Here is a 16796-nt window from a genome sequence, read left to right on the forward strand (position 1 = left end):
TTAATTTTTTGTAGTATTGCGTTGTTAAAGTAAGCCGGAAATCACCCTAATAGTTGAGAGGGAATTGAGGCCAACATCGATTGAGTGTGGAGCCATTCAGATGTTCAAGCGACTCCGTCATTTCCTCTACAACTTATATTCAGGGGGAATTTCAATGGCTAGAAGTGCAAGTACTTACGCATCTGTAATTGACGGTTTTAAGGTAGAAACGAACAAAAAGTATTCGCCGGTAGGTGGAACGAAATGTAATATTTTTGCGCAAGATGTGATGTCTGCGATGTCGGCACCCTTGCCAAGTGGCTTAGCCAATCAAATGGCTGATGCTTTACTGAATAAAAAGGCGCCGGGCTGGGACTCTGTAACCTTTCAGGATGCTCAAAAAAGAGCAAATCTAGGGTATCCTACCATCGGAATCAAAAAAGCGGATGGGCATGGTCATGTAGTCGTTGTCAGACCGAAGGGTTCATCGATTACGATTTTGAAAGAGGTACAGGTTGCTCAGGCGGGAACCAAAAATTATAACAGTAATACCATTAACTACTCGTGGGTGGCAGCAGATCTGCCTGGAGTGAAATTCTACACACACGACTAATTATATTCGAGATATTGGAAATTTAATGACCCCGGAAGCAGATCCACTCGATCTGCCGCCGGGGTCGTTTTTTTATTTTGAAACGGAATGTTTAGATACAATGAACGCTTTGCCTGGCTTGATAAAAGCAACAGCATAGCCATTGGAGAAGGAGGAGGATTCCACTCTGTACTCAAGTTTAGTCAGCAGTTGCCCCTGACGATTGATGTAACCGAATTTGCCGTCTGAGACGGATGATTGTGTTTGTTTACCGACTAAAGCAAGGCCTTCTTTGAACGGAGTAGTAACATCATATTTTTGTTGATATTTAATGACCAGCGTTCCGTTTTTATTAATAAATCCGACTTCGTTTTTTGCATTTTTGATACTCGCCAGACCTTCACTAAAATTCTGGGCATCTGTAAATTTAAAGGGAATCGCGACTTTCCCCTGTTTATTGATGAATCCCCATTTTCCCTTGGTATTTTGCACCGGGGCCAATCCTTCCGAGAAGTCTCCACCGGATTTATATTGAGGAGGAATGACTTCTTTCCCTGCTGTGTTGATATATCCGTATAGCCCTTTGCTATTCTGAACAATAGCCAAGCCATCCGAGAAACCACGACTGTATTTATATTTATAAGGAATTGCTAGTTGACCAGAGGCATTCACAAAACCGATCTTGCCCGTGTTGGGGGCGTAGGCAAGAGCCAGACCGTCCGTAAATATATATTCTGAATCCCCATTTTCTTTAAAATGAGAAATGATTTTTCCCGTTCGATCTATAATTGCATTTTCTTTGGTGTCTGCTATGGTAACCTTGGCTTTTCCTTCGGAAAAGAAATTGGCTTCGGTATATTGGCAAGGGATGACCAGTGTCCCTTTGGTGTTAATGTATCCATAGAGATTGGTTTTTGTATTTTTGACTACGGCTCGCTGCTCATGAAAATCACCAACGGGCTTAAGCTCGGCGGGAAGTGAGAAAGCTTTCTCTCCTTTGGTATTGTAATACACGAGGTTTCCAGCAGATGTTTCAGCGGCTAATAAGCCATCATGAAAAGCACCATCGCTCAGCGGACGAGCAACGTTGTAATCCAGAGCAGTTTTAGAAATTTCAATGGTTGTTGTGCTGGATGCGGCCCAGCCTGTTCCAATAACGGAGAGGCTAGTAACCAGAATCAATGCAGCTAATCCTAACTTTTTTAACATGCATAAGCTCCTTTGTGAGTTGATTTTTTAACTTTGGGCTTCGAAAAATCTTACCTCCATACGTAAGGTATTCCATAATATAGACGATAAAAATGTAGGAATGTTTCTTTATATTCTAAATTTTTCTAATTTTCATCTCAATAACCAGATAGGGAGCAAGCTAATCGCTTGCTCCCTCTACACCTAAACCTGCCCTATATCTTTCGGATGCTTAACAGAGAGTTGCCGTTACGCATAAACTCATACGGAACCTTGGCCTCTGTCACCCGTAAGCCTTCTGCCTCCAGCTCAAGAATCAAACGATCTAGCAGATCGTAACGAGTTCCCGTTAAATCGGTCAGAGGAAAAATGCGGACTTCCTCTGAAGCCACTCGCAGCAGTTCGTGTACCGTATTCTTATGAAACTCATAGTCGAGTCGATCACTATACATAAACAGAAAATGGGCAGACAGCACGATATTAAACTGTTCATCTTCAAAGGGAAGCTCCGGCAGTACCGCAGCAACGTAGCGTTCTGGGTGCTTCCTCATATCCTGCGTGCAATCCTGGAGTGCTTGATGGCGCTGCTCGCTAAGCCCTTGCACATCTCCATAACAGCTCCAAACATAATTATCTTTTGCACGTTCTAGCGTTTCCATTGCATGCTCAATATCCAATAGGCCTTTGCGTTTCAGATCATCAATCTTGTGATGGTAGGCGATATCACTTGCGGTGATATCCAGCGAGGCTTTGGCGCTCAGAGCGGTGAAGGAACATGCTCCCGCAGGACAGTCCAAAATCTTTTTGCCTACAAGTTCAGGAATGTGCAAATTGAACATTTGGACGTACTCCTCAAACGTGCGGCCGATGAACACGACCCGGTCTAACTCTTGCTTGGTTTTACTTTGACTCTTCTCATCTCTCCTCATCTCTTCTCACCTCAGCTATTCTTTGGCTACGGAGGGGCTATTAAGTTTACTCCGTAAGCTTATGTTAACATTTTACAGAACCGAATAACATATCATTTGGCAGAACCTCTTATAGGTGAAAATCGATTACTATTGAGAGATTAAAGATAAGAGATTACGTTCATTTTCAAGAAAAAAAGTGAAGAAACAGTGTCATTTTAAAAAAAGTCTATACATATATATTAAATGTATAGACAAATCAAAAGACTGGATTTATAATTACGCTGTAAACGTTTTCTAGTAGTTAACATCCAATCAGACCTTGAAGGGAAGGAACAATCATGAAGAAAATTTTGCTGGCGTGCAGCTCAGGTATGTCTACAAGTTTGCTGGTTACTAAGATGCAGGATTATGCTAAGTCCATTGGAGACGAGGCTGAAATTTGGGCAGTAGGTCAAGATCAGGCAGCAGAAGACATGGCTAAGGCTGACGCAGTATTGATTGGCCCGCAAATGAGTTTTCTTAAAGGACAGCTGGAAAAGGAAGCAGCCCAATATGGTATTCATGTAGAAGTGATTGACATGATGGCATACGGGATGGTTGACGGTAAGAAAGCCTATGAGCAAGCAGTGAAGCTGGTGGAACGCAAAAATGGATAAAGTCAATATAGCTGAACTGACGGAAGAGCAAATTAGTTTCCAACTTATTCTTCATAGTGGAAGCGCTCGCAGTAAAGTAATTCAGGCGCTGACCGAATACCGAAATGAGAATGTAGAAGGTGCGGACGAACTGCTCAAACAAGCCAAGCAGGATTTACGTGCTGCGCATGATATCCATTTTCAAATGGTTAAGAAGGAAGCGGGAGGTACCCAAACTCCTTTCTCGCTCCTTCTAATGCATGCCGAGGATCATCTGATGTCCACGGTTACCATGAAGGATCTGGTTCTAGAATTGCTAGAGCTGTTCAAATCCAGAAATTTATAACGGAACATGTAAGTTTGTGAAATTTGGGACATGAAAAGCTTGCAACCCTATTGATGCAAGTCACTTCGCGGGGAGGAATAGGCTTTGTTTGAAAAATTAAGCCGGATACTGATACCTATTGCCGGTAAACTGAACAACAACCGCTATCTTACTGTACTGCGTGATGCATTTATGCTGTCATTTCCATTAACTGTTTTTGGCTCCATTATCGTCGTTATTATCAATCTGCCGTTTCTAAAAGGGTGGATGGGCGACGGCAATTATGCGACTTTTAGCAGTCTACTGAACATTGCGCCTAATGCCACACTGAATATCATGACCTTATTTGTAATCGTCGGGATTGGGTATTATTTATCTCGAAGTTATAAGGTCGAGCCCATATTCGGCGGGATGATTGCGTTGGCCAGTTTCTTGATGCTCACCCCGTTTGTGCTGACACAAGAAAGCGGTGCCACGATTGCTGGTGTCATTCCGGTTGATCGGATCGGTGCCAAAGGCATGTTCCTTGGTATGATCGTCGCTTTTATCGCGGCTGAGATATACCGAAAGGTGACGCAGCGGAATTTTGTCATTAAAATGCCTCCAGGCGTTCCGCCGGCAGTTGCCAAATCATTTGCCGCTTTGCTTCCGGCATGTATTACATTGGGCATATTTTTGATCATTAATGTTGTAGTTACACTGACCCTTCATAATAACCTGCATGATCTGATTTATCATGCTGTACAGGCACCTCTGGTGCATTTGGGCAGTGGCATTATACCTACATTGATTGCTATTTTCTTTGTTCAGCTTTTATGGTTCTTTGGGCTTCATGGTCAAATTATTATTAACTCGGTTATGGACCCCATCTGGAATACGCTGGCACTTGAAAACTATGAAGCGTACTCCAAAGGAGCAGAACTGCCGCATATCATCACCAAGCAGTTTGTGGATATTTACACCGTAGGTATCGGTGGTACAGGTATGACACTGGCTGTCGTGCTTTCGATTCTGATCTTCCTGAAGAGTAAGCAATTGAAGCAGGTCAGTAAGCTGGCCCTTGGACCGGGTCTGTTTAATGTCAACGAACCCGTCATATTCGGTCTGCCGATTGTGATGAATCCGCTTATTTTTGTTCCATGGGTTATTTCTCCAATGATCGTTACGCTGATTACTTACTTTGCCATGACCACCGGGATTGTTCCGCCGCCAAACGGAATACAGGTTCCTTGGACGATGCCGTTGTTCTTTAGTGGAATGATGGCTACGGGCTCCCTGATGGGTGGCGTGCTGCAGTTGTTTAATATGGCTGTCGTCTTTGTCATCTGGTTCCCGTTCCTGAAAATTATTGATCGGATGAACGTTCGTAAAGAGCAGGAAGAGGAGCTTAGCCAAGCAGCCATTGCAGGTAAGGATCAAACTGTTGGAATGTAATGTGAATAAGCTGCTAGATTAGCAGTTTATTCACTGCAAAAGAGAGAGGAGTAGAGCTGTGAATCATACCGAAATGAAAGATATAGAGCAGCAAACCATTCAATACCGTTTTCCATCCGACTTCTGGTGGGGTTCCTCAGCTTCGGCTACCCAAACAGAAGGAACCGTGGAGGGAGACGGCAAAGGACCGAACATTTGGGATTATTGGTTTGAGCAGGAGCCGAACCGTTTCTATGATGGGGTTGGCCCTGCCGATACGTCCCGTTTCTATACTCGTTACAAAGAGGATATTGCACTCATGAAAGAGCTTGGCCACAACTCTTTCCGGTTCTCTATTTCCTGGTCACGCCTGTTTCCGGCAGGGAAAGGTGCAATAAACCAGCAGGCGGTTCAATTCTATACTTCCGTCATTGAGGAGTTGCATCAGGCGGGTATTGAGCCGTTTGTGAATCTGTATCATTTTGATTTGCCGATGGCTTTACAGGAAAATGGAGGCTGGGTGAACCGGGAGACGGTCGAAGCTTACGTGGATTACGCTAACACTTGCTTTGAGCTATTCGGGGATCGTGTAGCCAAATGGTTTACGCATAACGAGCCGATTGTCCCGGTGGAAGGCGGCTATCTATACGATTTCCACTATCCGAATGAAGTGGATTTCGGTAAAGCTGTACAGGTGGGATATCATACCCTGTTATCGAGCGCCAGTGCTATTAAGGCTTACAGAGAAGGCGGTTATAAGGGCAAAATCGGAATTATTTTGAACCTGACGCCGACTTATCCGCGTAGTCAGCATCCGGCAGACGTGCAGGCTGCTGAAATATGCGACGCGTTCTTTAACCGTTCCTTTTTAGACCCATCTGTGACGGGAGAATTCAATCCTTTGCTCGTGGAGCTGTTACGCCAAGAGGGATATGTACCAAGCATGGAAGACGGAGATCGGGAGATTATACGCCAGGGCACTGTGGACCTGCTGGGGATTAACTATTATCAGCCGCGCAGAGTCAAGGCTCGCGAAAGTCTGCCGAACCCGGATGCGCCTTTTGTGCCGGAACGTTTCTTCGATTATTACGTCATGCCTGGTCGCAAGATGAATGAGATGCGGGGCTGGGAGATTTATGAGAAAGGCATTTACGACATTCTGACCAATGTCAGAGAAAATTATGGCAACATTGAATGCTTCATTTCAGAAAACGGAATGGGCGTTCAAGGTGAAGAAAAATTCAGAGATGAACAGGGCATGATCCGCGATGACTATCGCATTGATTTTATCCGTGAGCATCTAAAGTGGGTTCAACGGGCGATCTCAGAGGGCTCCAATGTAAAGGGCTATCACTTATGGACGTTTATGGACAACTGGTCCTGGACGAATGCTTATAAGAATCGCTATGGTTTTGTGTCTGTCGATCTTCAGAACGGTGGCAAGAGATCCGTTAAACAGAGTGGGCACTGGTTCAAACAGGTGATCGAGAATAACGGATTCTAAGGTGGTCCTCTGGACCGCCTTTTTTTCTTCATCATCGTCATAGAACTGTGCTGTACGCCGCTGGTGAGAAAGTATAATGTTCGGTATACTTACTTATACCGTGATACCTTAACGTCCCGCCTGCAGAACAAAAAGACCAGCGCTACCGATGTTTTGGTAAAATGCTGACATAAAATAATTTTTAGTACAGGTGGTAGACAGATGAACAAATACGAGCGGATTGCACAAGAGGTCAAAGAGCGGATTATGAATAAGACCTATAGCAGTGATGATCCGATTCCCGATGAGATCTCACTGGCAAAAGAGTTTCGTGTAAGTCGGATGACGATTAAGCGGGCATTGGACACATTGGTGATGGACGGGTTGCTAAATCGTAAAAGAGGACATGGAACCTTTATCGTCAAATCGGTTCACAACGGCCCTGTTAACGTTGTCGTAAATGAAATGCTGGGGTTAACCAACGTACTGCGCGGGAAAGAGATTAAAAATAAAATCGTCGCCTTTGACGTTCAATTTCCATCCGAAGAGGTAGCGACCCATCTATTCATTGATGCCAATTCTCCTGTATACCATGTGATCCGTCTGCGTGTCGTGGAGGGTGAGCCCTATGTTATCGAGCGCACATACATGCCTACGAAGCTGATCAGCGGTATTACAGAGGAGGTGCTGTACGGCTCGGTGTACAAACATATTAAGGAGGAGCTGGGACTTAATATTGTCGGTTCACACCGTACCATCCGGGCATCCAAGTCGACGGAACTGGATCGGGAGCATTTGGACTGCGCAGCGGATGATCCAATCTTGGAAATTGAGCAGGTGGGTTATCTGGATACGGGTATACCATTTGAATACTCGTTCTCACGGCATCGGTACGATAAATTTGTGTTTACCACAGTGAATCGGATGCGTTGATTAGTAAAAAAATAAGCATAAGGGTTCGAGCTACATATTCTCGAATCCTTGTGCTTTTTTGTGTTTACAATAAGTTTAAGGAAAATGAGATGCTTTATTTTTTACAATAAGCAATAAAACTTTCTATCCATTGTATGGTTATAGTTTCGCGTAAAATAGCACCATCTAATACAAGATAATCGCCAAAATTATCACTATCAAGAGGAGGAATAGTTTCATAACGTTCTTTATTTTTGCGTAAATGTTCCAGCCTATCTTGATGTTGAAGCAGCTGATGTTCCAACAAATATAATCGGGTTGTTATATCCAGATGATTAGAAAAATACATTCTCAGCCTAAACACATCTTTGGGAGTGGGTTCAATAGGCTCTGCTTTTTTTAGCCATTGTAAAAAATCTTCTTTGCCTTTCTCCGTAATCGAATACAATTTTTTTTCTAAAATTACTCCGCTAATTTGGATCTCGTAGACGATAAGTCCCTCATTAAGCAGTTTTTTTAATTCTGGATAGATCTGACTATGCTTTGCAGTCCAAAATTCGCCTAAATCTTTACTGAATTCTTTACCTATATCATAACCAGTCATAGGTTCTTTATTTAACAAGCCCAGAATGGCATATTTTAAAGTTCTCATAAGGCATTCTTCCTAACATTTTCGTCGTTTATTGGTTAAGTATAACATATTTAGCGAGTCTACAATAAGATTGATATATTATTGAAAACATATTTAATAAAACATATAACTACATACATGTTCCTGTTGATATATTAAAAAGCGCGTGTTAATATTAATTCGAAATATGTGAATGATTTCACAATACAACGACGAGGGAGAAGAAGATCTCAGTGGAACTTACAAAAAAGAGATGGATTATTCTGATTGCAAGCTGTTTTATTAATCTGTGTATTGGATCAATTTACGCGTGGAGTGTATTTTCTGCCCCAATGGCAGAATATTTGAGCAGCGTCACAGGACTTAGTTTAACACCGGGGAATTTGGCTATTGCATTTACGATTACAAATTCGGTAGGTCCTATCACGATGATTTCAGGTGGCTGGATTAATGATCGATTCGGGCCCAAGAAAGTGATTTTTGTAGGGGGCTTGCTATTTGGAGGCGGTATGATTTTATCAGGATTTGCAACATCTGTAGGTTACCTGGTATTGGCTTACGGTATCGTACTCGGCCTAGGAACGGGAATGGTTTACGGATGCACAATTAGCAACTCTATTAAGTTTTTCCCTGACAAAAGAGGATTAGTTGGCGGTATAACAACGGCTGCTTATGGAATAAGCTCAGTTATTATACCTCCTATTGCCAATAGTTTAATCAGTAGGTCTGGTGTGACATCAGCATTCATTATCATCGGTATAGCATTTCTTATTATTGTATGTGCTGCTTCTTTCTTCATTGAGAAATGTCCATCTGATTTTGTTCCTGCAGGATGGACACCCAAGACTGTAAATGTTGGCCGTTCTATTCAGAACGACAAAGACTGGAAAGGCATGCTCTCAAGCCCTCTGTTTTATATCATGATCTTGTTATTAATGTGTGGTGCTTTTGCCGGACTCATGTGTACATCACAAGCTTCTCCTATAGCTCAGAAAATGATTGGTATGTCTGCGGCAGCCGCTACGACAGTTGTTTCCGTATTGGCATTGTTTAACACGGGCGGACGAATCGTTGCAGGCTATATTTCGGACAAAATCGGTCGAATCAATACCCTGGCTTTTTCTTCTGTCTTTTCGGTCATAGGACTCACATTGCTTTATTTTTCAGGCGAAGGTAGTGTGTTGACATTCTATATTGGTATTTCAGTTATTGGTTTATGCTTTGGTGCACTGATGGGGGTATTTCCTGGATTTACTGCCGATCAGTTTGGTGTGAGAAATAATAGTGTGAATTATGGAATTATGTTTATTGGATTTGCAACAGCAGGATACTTTGGCCCATCCATTATGAGTCATGTTTACAGCACAGACAGTAGCTATCAGAGAGCTTTTGTCATTGCGGCCGTTCTTGGCATAGCCGGACTTATTCTAACATTTGTATATAAGTTGACTACCCGAAAAAATCAGAAGATGGCTGTGGATATGAATCAGAAAGCTATCAATTAACCCATAGCAATAAATACAGATAAGGAGCATGAGATCATGCAAAGAAAATATCCCAATCTATGTAAACCAATCACAATTGGAAATGTGACTTTCAGAAATAGAATGTTTGGCTCTCCTATGGGAGGTACGGATATTACAGCAGACTGCACTATTGGACCGAAATCTACAGCTTTTTATGAATTAAGAGCCAAAGGCGGTGCTGCGTCAGTCACGGTCAGTGAAGTTGTAGTTCATCCCGAAACGGAAGCTTCCCATATGTACCATCTGGATCTGGGGACAGTAGATTCTCTTGCTAGTTTCACCTATACTGCAGACGCTATTCGCCGTCACGGGGCAATTGCCAGTGTGGAATTGTCTCATTCTGGACAGTATGCAGGAACTTATCTGACTGACAAAAATAAGAAACAAGGACTTGCTCAGTGGGGACCCAGCCCCGGAGTACGCCCGGATGGCAGAGAAGTAAAGGAACTCTCGCAAGAACTAATTGATGATATCGTAGCAGCTTATGGTAGATGTGCTGGACTTGCCAAGAGAGCAGGTTATGAAATGATTATGGTTCATGGCGGACATGGATGGTTGATTAATCAGTTTTTTTCTCCTTATTTCAACCGCAGAACAGACAAGTATGGCGGAACTTTGGAAAACAGGGTGCGTTTTGCACAGGAGGTTCTGGACAGTGTCCGTGAAGCGGTGGGTTCTGGCTTCCCAATCGAGTTTAGAATGAGTGGTTCGGAGTTATTTGAAGGTGGCTATGACCTGACAGAAGGTATAGAAATTGCTAAATTAATCGAATCAAGAGTCGATTTACTCCATGTATCTGCTGGAACTTATCAGACAGGCTTTGGTATCACACATCCTTCGATGTTCTTGCCTCATGGAAGTAACGTTTATCTTGCAGCAGAGATTAAGAAGCATGTAAGTGTTCCGGTTGCAACGGTCGGCGGATTAAATGACCCGGCTCAAATGGAAGAAATCATTGCCAGCGGTCAGGCGGATGTTGTTGAAATGGCTCGCGCACTGCTTGCTGATCCAGAGCTTCCAAGAAAGGTGATGAGCAACCGCGACGAGGACATTATTAAATGTCTGAGATGCTTCACCTGTATGGCAGAACGTGCAGAAACATCCACAAGACGCTGTACGGTTAACCCATTAATTGGTCGTGAGATGGATGGAACAGAAATTTACCCTTCCCCTAATCCACGCAAGGTTTTAGTAGCCGGTGGAGGCCCAGGCGGGCTTTATGCAGCTCTTACTGCAGCCAAACGCGGACATAAAGTTATTCTATGTGAGAAGGCTGACGAGGTAGGCGGTATTTTGAGGGGAGAGCAGGCGATTCCTTTTAAATATGAGATGTATGAATTAGGTGTTACTCTCGGAAAGCTGGCTAAAGACGCTGGCGTTGAGATCCGTTTGAATACACCTGTTACTAAAGAGTATGCAGAAAAAGAAAATGTTGATGCGTTAATTATAGCAGCTGGTTCCGCAGCAATTGTTCCTCCAATTCCTGGATTGAATGGTGATAACGTAGTCATTGTTAATAACTACTACCTGGAGCAGGACAGGGTCAGCGATAGCGTAGTCGTATTGGGAGGAGGTCTGGCAGGCTGTGAAGCAGCCATTCACCTTGCTCAGGAAGGTAAGACTGTTCATCTGGTAGAGATGAGAGCAGAGCTGGCTCCGGATGCTAATATTAGACATCGTCCCATTATGTTAAAAGAAATCGAAAAGAATAACATTCAAGTTCATTTAGGATTTAAAGGGCTATGTGTTACACAAGAAGGTGTTGTTTGCGCTGATCAAAATGGTGAAGAACATCTTGTTCCAGGTACTTCAGTCATTTGTGCGCTTGGACAACGGCCAAGAAGAAACGTAGTAGATGAGTTAATTGATTGTGCACCTTATGTCGCACAAATCGGAGATTGCGTTAAGGCATCTACCATCACGACTGCAATATATCAAGGATATCATGCAGCGCTTGATATCTGATTATCTGCGACTCACTATCACTGCCCGGCATGTGATACTTCAGGAGTCTAAGAGAGGCACTCGAACATAGCGGTTCAACACAAATCGCACAGCTCCTGCAAATGGGTACAACATTGCGCAAGAGCTGTGCGATATTTTTTTAAGGATTAAGGCAATATTCCAAGTGTGAAAGTTAATTGCCAAGCAATCTTACTTCATGCACCGTCGGGGTATACCAGTTGTTTGGATTATTGAATAGCACTGCATTTACAAGGTTAATTCGCACGTAGCGAGCTTGAAAATTGACTTTGTCACTGGTAAAACCATACGTGGTATTACCTGTGCGATCAATCGTGGAGTAGTTAACTCCATCCATGCTGTATTCAATTTTATATTTGTAATACGCTTCAGAACCTTTGTACATAAACCATGAAATATCCACTTCGCTGATGGTCTTGGTACTGCCCAAATCGACCTGCCACCAAGCGGGCCAGGATGCGGAAGCAGCCTTCCACGAGGTTTGGGCGTTGCCATCGTTCGCCAGTGAAGCTGGAGAACTGGATGCGGCTGAGCTAGCAGTCGCTGTTTTGCCCTGTGCGTGATTCACAAGGGACGGTAGGATTACTGCGCCTGTCGCAGCATCCAGATCCCAGCTACTGTACCAGTTCAGGGTTGCTGTTTTGTTGGAGTCATTCAGAGTTAGTGGCAACCAAATGAATTTGTGGTCGCTCAGATTGAGCGGATTCCAGCGGTCGCCCATATAGATGTAGCTGGTTCCTGCGCTACCCGTAATCGTGGCGATGGAATGGATTTGCGAGCCATAAGCCGCCGGATCACCGAAGGGCGACAGAGCAGACCAGCTTCCAGTCATGGAACCGGCGGTTGCGTAAGCGCCCTGATTCGGATACCAGCCGGATGCCTGCGAGGTGAACAGGTAGTAGGTATTGTTCTTTTTCACAACAGCAGGAGCTTCGCGATAGCCATTTTCAAAAATCCAGCCAACGAACGACTGCACGCCTGTATAATCGGCTGTCAGCTTGAAGATCGCCATCGTATCATTGGCGCCGCCATTTTTACGGGAAGCTGTAATAAGGTAGCCGCTACCGTCAGTATCCGTGAACACCGTCATATCACGAGACTCGTAATTCAGCGGGCGGAAGCTGCCTTGGTAGGCAAAATTTCCGTCGGGTGTATCGCTGGTAGCGACGGCTACACGACCGAGTGAGTAGTCCGTGCCATTTTCATAGTGCGCCCATAGTACATATTTTCCGGTGGTTTTGTTGTAGATGACTTTGGGACGCTCGATTTTGCTCGAATTCAGCTCAGGGGCGGAATCTTTGGTGAGAATACTGCTGCGGAAGGACCAATTTTTCAAATCGGTTGAGGTATATACGTTCACTTTTTCAAATTTCCAGTTTTCGGCGTGCTCGCCGTACCAATAATAAGTAGAACCTACTTTTAGAATATTACCGCTGTTCGCCTGAATCGGGTTACCTGCGGTGTCTTTCCAATCCGTTCCGTTCGTAATGGCTGTGCTTGCTGTTGCGCTCAGGGATAGTTCAGCATTGGTGACGTCCAAGCCATTCAGCGCTTGGTTTACCTCGGTCCCGTAGGTTGCTTGCGTAACGCCTCTTATATTGGCATGTGCTGTGTCGGGTTGAAGACCCGCACTGGTCACTGCGAATAGGATACAAATCCATGCGGCTAACCATTTGCTGCTGTTGATCCACTTCACGATATCATCTGCCTCCTTTAACACGGATAGGATGGGTCGGAATGGCTTGTCCGGCACCTCATCTTCGATTTTATCCTAATTGGAAGCGTTTACAAGTGGAATAAATTGAAGTCTTTAGCATGGTGAAACTGTTGTTACGAGAAAGGACAAATCTGATCACTGCATACAAAATAGGTATATAGATATTTGAAACTTTGGGGAAAGCTCGTCAGTTATGTGGGAAGTGTTTGTAATTGTGCGTTTTGTCATTGACACGTTCACATTATTTCAAATTTAAAGTGACTGGAATCACATAAACGGTTACTTTATGTGGATATACTGGGTTTTAAATTGAGGATTAACAAATGGGACATATGTTGAAATACCCTTTGTTATCTTATTTTGGAGAGAAGAGGGATACAAAGATGCTAAGTGAGCAAACCATTGCAACGATCAAATCGACTGTACCTGTTTTGGAGGTACACGGAACTACAATCACCAAGCGTTTTTACCAGATGATGTTTGAGGCCCATCCCGAGCTTCTCAATATATTCAATCACGCGAATCAGAAGCAAGGACGTCAACAGGGAGCGCTGGCCAATGCTGTATATGCGGCTGCACAGCACATTGACCGCCTGGAGGAAATTCTTCCGGTGGTACGCCAGATTGCACATAAGCATCGCAGTTTGGGAATTAAGCCAGAACATTATCCTATCGTCGGAAAATATCTGCTCGCTGCGATCAAGGACGTACTGGGAGATGCGGCTACAGACGAGATCATTGCCGCATGGGCTGAAGCCTACGGTGTGATCGCTAACGTATTTATAGACATGGAGGCTGAAATGTACAAGGAGGCTGGACAGCAGCAGGGAGGCTGGTCAGACTTTAAGAGTTTTGTTGTGCAGAAAAAGGTTAAGGAAAGCGACCAAATTACGTCCTTTTATCTGGTGCCACAGGATGGACAAGTGCTGCCTGAATTCGAGCCTGGGCAATATATCAGCTTAAAGATGGAAATTCCGGGCGAACATAATACCCACATCCGTCAATACAGTCTTTCGGATGCACCAGGCCAATCTCACTACCGGATATCTGTAAAGCGTGAGGATGCTGTAGAGTCCCGCCCGGCAGGTAAAGTATCCGTGTATCTGCATGAGCAGGTGCAAGAGGGCGATGTGCTTCAAGTATCTGCACCGGCGGGTGATTTTACGCTGGATCGGGCAGATCGCAGACCTGTCGTGCTGATCAGCGGCGGGGTCGGGCTAACGCCGATGGTTAGTATGTTGGCTTCCTTAGTGAAATCTGCTCCGCATCGGCCTATCACTTTTGTCCACGCAGCAGTCAATGGGGATAACCATGCTTTGCGTAATGAGGTAGAAAAGCTGGTCGCCACACATGCACAGGCTGCAGTTCGTTGGTGTTACAGCAGGCCAACGGAGCAGGATCGGCTGGCACAGGCTTTTCACAAGGAAGGCCGTTTGGATCTGGCCTGGTTACAATCCGTGATACCGGATCGGAACGCCCAATATTATTTTTGCGGTCCTGAAGCGTTCATGCAATCGGTGTATGCTCTGCTGAAGGAGTGGGATATCCCCGCTTCGGATATCCACTATGAATTCTTTGGCCCCGCCAGCGCATGGGAAGCAGAAGCACAATGAGACATCAAAAAAGACGAAGGATATTTGTCCTTCGTCTTTTTTGCGATGATTACAATCGGAAATCCTGCTCATTGGGTACTACTTTTCAAAGTGCGCTCCTGTTTTCATAACAAGGGAGTACGCAAAAATTCCATACCTCGCGGCATATATGGGCGTAAAGCCTCCGGAATACGGATCGAACCGTCCTCTTGCTGGTGATGCTCCAGCAACGGAATCAGAATCCGGGGTGAAGCGACCGCTGTGTTGTTGAGCGTGTAACAATATTTCAATTTGCCGTCCGCATTGCGGTACCGGATGTTGGAACGGCGTGCCTGGAAATCAAGCAACTGGGACGACGAATGTGTCTCGCCGTAAGCTTGGCGGCTGGGCATCCATGTCTCGATGTCCACCTGCTTGTAGGTTTTTTGCGCCATGTCGCCTGTACAGACAGCCATCTTGCGATAAGGCAGCTCCAGCTGTTGAAGCAAGTCTTCCGCATTGCGCGTAATTTCTTGAAACATCTGTTCCGAAGCGTCCAGGTTAGCTTCGCAGATGACGACCTGCTCAACCTTGGCAAACTGGTGCACACGATACAGTCCGTGCACATCCCTTCCGGCCGAGCCGACCTCATTGCGGAAGCATACGGACACGGCAGCCAGTCGAATCGGGTCGGTAACATCCACGATCTCACCGCTGTAATACGAGACCAGCGGCACTTCCGAAGTGCCTACAAGCCACTGATCCTCTCCTGTGATGCGGTACGTCTGATCCAGTCCGAGCGGAAAAAAACCAGTGCTGCGCATCGCCTCTGCACGTACCATCAGTGGAACGTCCAACAACTGGAATCCGCGTGCAGTCAGCAAATCCACCGCAAGCTGCTGCACAGCCCGATGCAATGCAACCCCTGCTCCCGTCAGATAGTAGTTACGGGTACCAGCTGTTTTGACACCCCGAGGGACGTCGATAAGCTTGTGAAGCTCACCGAGCACCATATGATCCTTTGGTTCAAATCCGAAGTTCGGAACCGACCCGACCCGCTCCAGTTCTACATTATCCTCATCCGATCTTCCCCGTGGCGTATCTAGCGATACGATATTAGGCATCAGAAGCAAAAGCTGTTGAAACTGTTCCTCTACTTCCTGTTGCGGCGCTTCCAGAAGATCTAGCCGTTCGTTAATTTCTTTGACCTGCCGCTTCGCCCCTTCTGCCTGTTCACTCTGGCCGGCATGGATTAGCGCGCCAATATCCTGACTGCACTGATTACGCTTCTGCCGAAGCTGTTCCACTTCCTGAAGTAGCTGCTTTCTGCGATCATCCAGGGTCAACAGCTCCGCGACCGATACCTGTATTCCTTTGCCGTCTGCTGCTGTCTGAACCTGTTCTTGATGCTCTCTGATCCATTTGATATCTAACATGACACCGCACTCCTTTTCGGATAAAAATACAAAAAGCGCCCTCATCCACATGGGACGAGGAGCGCTTTGATCTCGCGGTGCCACCCAAATTGACCGGACAGCATGACAGATGTCATGACTCTCCAATCCACTTTGCTCCGCTGTAACGGGCGGGTCCGGTTTACTTAGTTACATATCGCCATATCCTACGCTAACGTATGGTCCTTGGCGTAAACGCCTCCGAGTTGGATGCTCTTCACAGGCATAATATCGTTTGCTTTTTTGTTAGTATACGGATTTTCGGCAGGGTAATCAAGGGCATGAGTCTGCACAATGGATTAATTCCTTTTTTCATCGTGATCTTTCCAATAAAAATAAATACACAGCGTAATTAAAATAAGTGGAAATAAGTAAAAGGCATCATTATAGCCTACAGAATGGCTGACTCTCAAATCGTATAAAAGCCAAAAAATGGACATGCTTGCTATCAAAGCTATAGTGCCACTTACTGAATA

Annotated in this window: 14 protein-coding genes; 9 read left to right on the forward strand and 5 right to left on the reverse strand. The window is 44.9% G+C overall.

Annotation, left to right across the window (positions count from 1 at the left end; genetic code table 11):
- The first annotated feature begins 154 nt into the window (after window positions 1-154).
- Entirely contained in the window at window positions 155-592 is a 438-nt protein-coding gene (locus C1T21_RS03235) for a hypothetical protein (protein WP_025718346.1), read from the forward strand.
- Window positions 593-664: 72 nt separating this feature from the next.
- Here C1T21_RS03235 and C1T21_RS03240 read toward each other — a convergent pair whose 3' ends face one another.
- Window positions 665-1780 (reverse strand): WG repeat-containing protein, encoded by a 1116-nt coding sequence (locus C1T21_RS03240; protein ID WP_103047190.1) that lies wholly within the window; start codon window positions 1778-1780, stop codon window positions 665-667.
- A 194-nt stretch (window positions 1781-1974) separates the two neighbouring features.
- Window positions 1975-2688, reverse strand: coding sequence for an SAM-dependent methyltransferase (locus C1T21_RS03245; RefSeq protein WP_103047191.1), 714 nt, complete (start codon window positions 2686-2688; stop codon window positions 1975-1977).
- 320 nt (window positions 2689-3008) lie between these two features.
- Here C1T21_RS03245 and C1T21_RS03250 point away from each other — a divergent pair, with 320 nt between their 5' ends.
- From C1T21_RS03250 to C1T21_RS03270, 5 genes are all read left to right on the forward strand, one after another.
- Window positions 3009-3326, forward strand: coding sequence for a PTS sugar transporter subunit IIB (locus C1T21_RS03250; protein ID WP_013312603.1), 318 nt, complete (start codon window positions 3009-3011; stop codon window positions 3324-3326).
- Window positions 3319-3651 carry a PTS sugar transporter subunit IIA gene (locus tag C1T21_RS03255; protein WP_013312602.1) on the forward strand — a complete coding sequence of 111 codons (333 nt, stop codon included), beginning with the start codon at window positions 3319-3321 and terminating at the stop codon, window positions 3649-3651. Before C1T21_RS03250 ends, C1T21_RS03255 begins: the two co-directional genes overlap by 8 nt.
- An 84-nt stretch (window positions 3652-3735) precedes the next feature.
- Entirely contained in the window at window positions 3736-5064 is a 1329-nt protein-coding gene (gene celB, locus C1T21_RS03260; RefSeq protein ID WP_023990964.1) for a PTS cellobiose transporter subunit IIC, read from the forward strand.
- Window positions 5065-5137: 73 nt separating this feature from the next.
- Complete coding sequence (locus C1T21_RS03265; RefSeq protein ID WP_103047491.1) at window positions 5138-6547, forward strand: glycoside hydrolase family 1 protein; 1410 nt, start codon at window positions 5138-5140, stop codon at window positions 6545-6547.
- 201 nt (window positions 6548-6748) lie between these two features.
- Entirely contained in the window at window positions 6749-7459 is a 711-nt protein-coding gene (locus tag C1T21_RS03270; RefSeq protein WP_023990962.1) for a GntR family transcriptional regulator, read from the forward strand.
- A gap of 94 nt (window positions 7460-7553) precedes the next feature.
- On the opposite strand, the gene C1T21_RS03275 is transcribed toward C1T21_RS03270, so the two are convergent.
- Window positions 7554-8090, reverse strand: a complete 537-nt coding sequence (locus C1T21_RS03275) for a PadR family transcriptional regulator (RefSeq protein WP_103047192.1) — start codon at window positions 8088-8090, stop codon at window positions 7554-7556.
- Between the two features lie 212 nt (window positions 8091-8302).
- Between C1T21_RS03275 and C1T21_RS03280 the strand changes: the two genes are divergently transcribed.
- Entirely contained in the window at window positions 8303-9574 is a 1272-nt protein-coding gene (locus tag C1T21_RS03280) for an L-lactate MFS transporter (protein WP_103047193.1), read from the forward strand.
- A gap of 36 nt (window positions 9575-9610) precedes the next feature.
- Window positions 9611-11560 carry an oxidoreductase gene (locus tag C1T21_RS03285; protein WP_103047194.1) on the forward strand — a complete coding sequence of 650 codons (1950 nt, stop codon included), beginning with the start codon at window positions 9611-9613 and terminating at the stop codon, window positions 11558-11560.
- 172 nt (window positions 11561-11732) lie between these two features.
- Here the strand turns inward: C1T21_RS03285 and C1T21_RS03290 are convergent, their stop codons facing one another.
- Window positions 11733-13274 carry a family 43 glycosylhydrolase gene (locus C1T21_RS03290; RefSeq protein WP_103047195.1) on the reverse strand — a complete coding sequence of 514 codons (1542 nt, stop codon included), beginning with the start codon at window positions 13272-13274 and terminating at the stop codon, window positions 11733-11735.
- Between the two features lie 404 nt (window positions 13275-13678).
- Here C1T21_RS03290 and hmpA point away from each other — a divergent pair, with 404 nt between their 5' ends.
- Window positions 13679-14908 carry an NO-inducible flavohemoprotein gene (gene hmpA / locus C1T21_RS03295; RefSeq protein WP_103047196.1) on the forward strand — a complete coding sequence of 410 codons (1230 nt, stop codon included), beginning with the start codon at window positions 13679-13681 and terminating at the stop codon, window positions 14906-14908.
- A 104-nt stretch (window positions 14909-15012) separates the two neighbouring features.
- On the opposite strand, the gene serS is transcribed toward hmpA, so the two are convergent.
- Window positions 15013-16302 carry a serine--tRNA ligase gene (gene serS / locus C1T21_RS03300; protein WP_103047197.1) on the reverse strand — a complete coding sequence of 430 codons (1290 nt, stop codon included), beginning with the start codon at window positions 16300-16302 and terminating at the stop codon, window positions 15013-15015.
- Window positions 16303-16796 lie beyond the last annotated feature (494 nt).

This window comes from Paenibacillus sp. F4 (assembly GCF_002894905.1).
Classification (GTDB): Bacteria; Bacillota; Bacilli; order Paenibacillales; family Paenibacillaceae; genus Paenibacillus; species Paenibacillus polymyxa_B.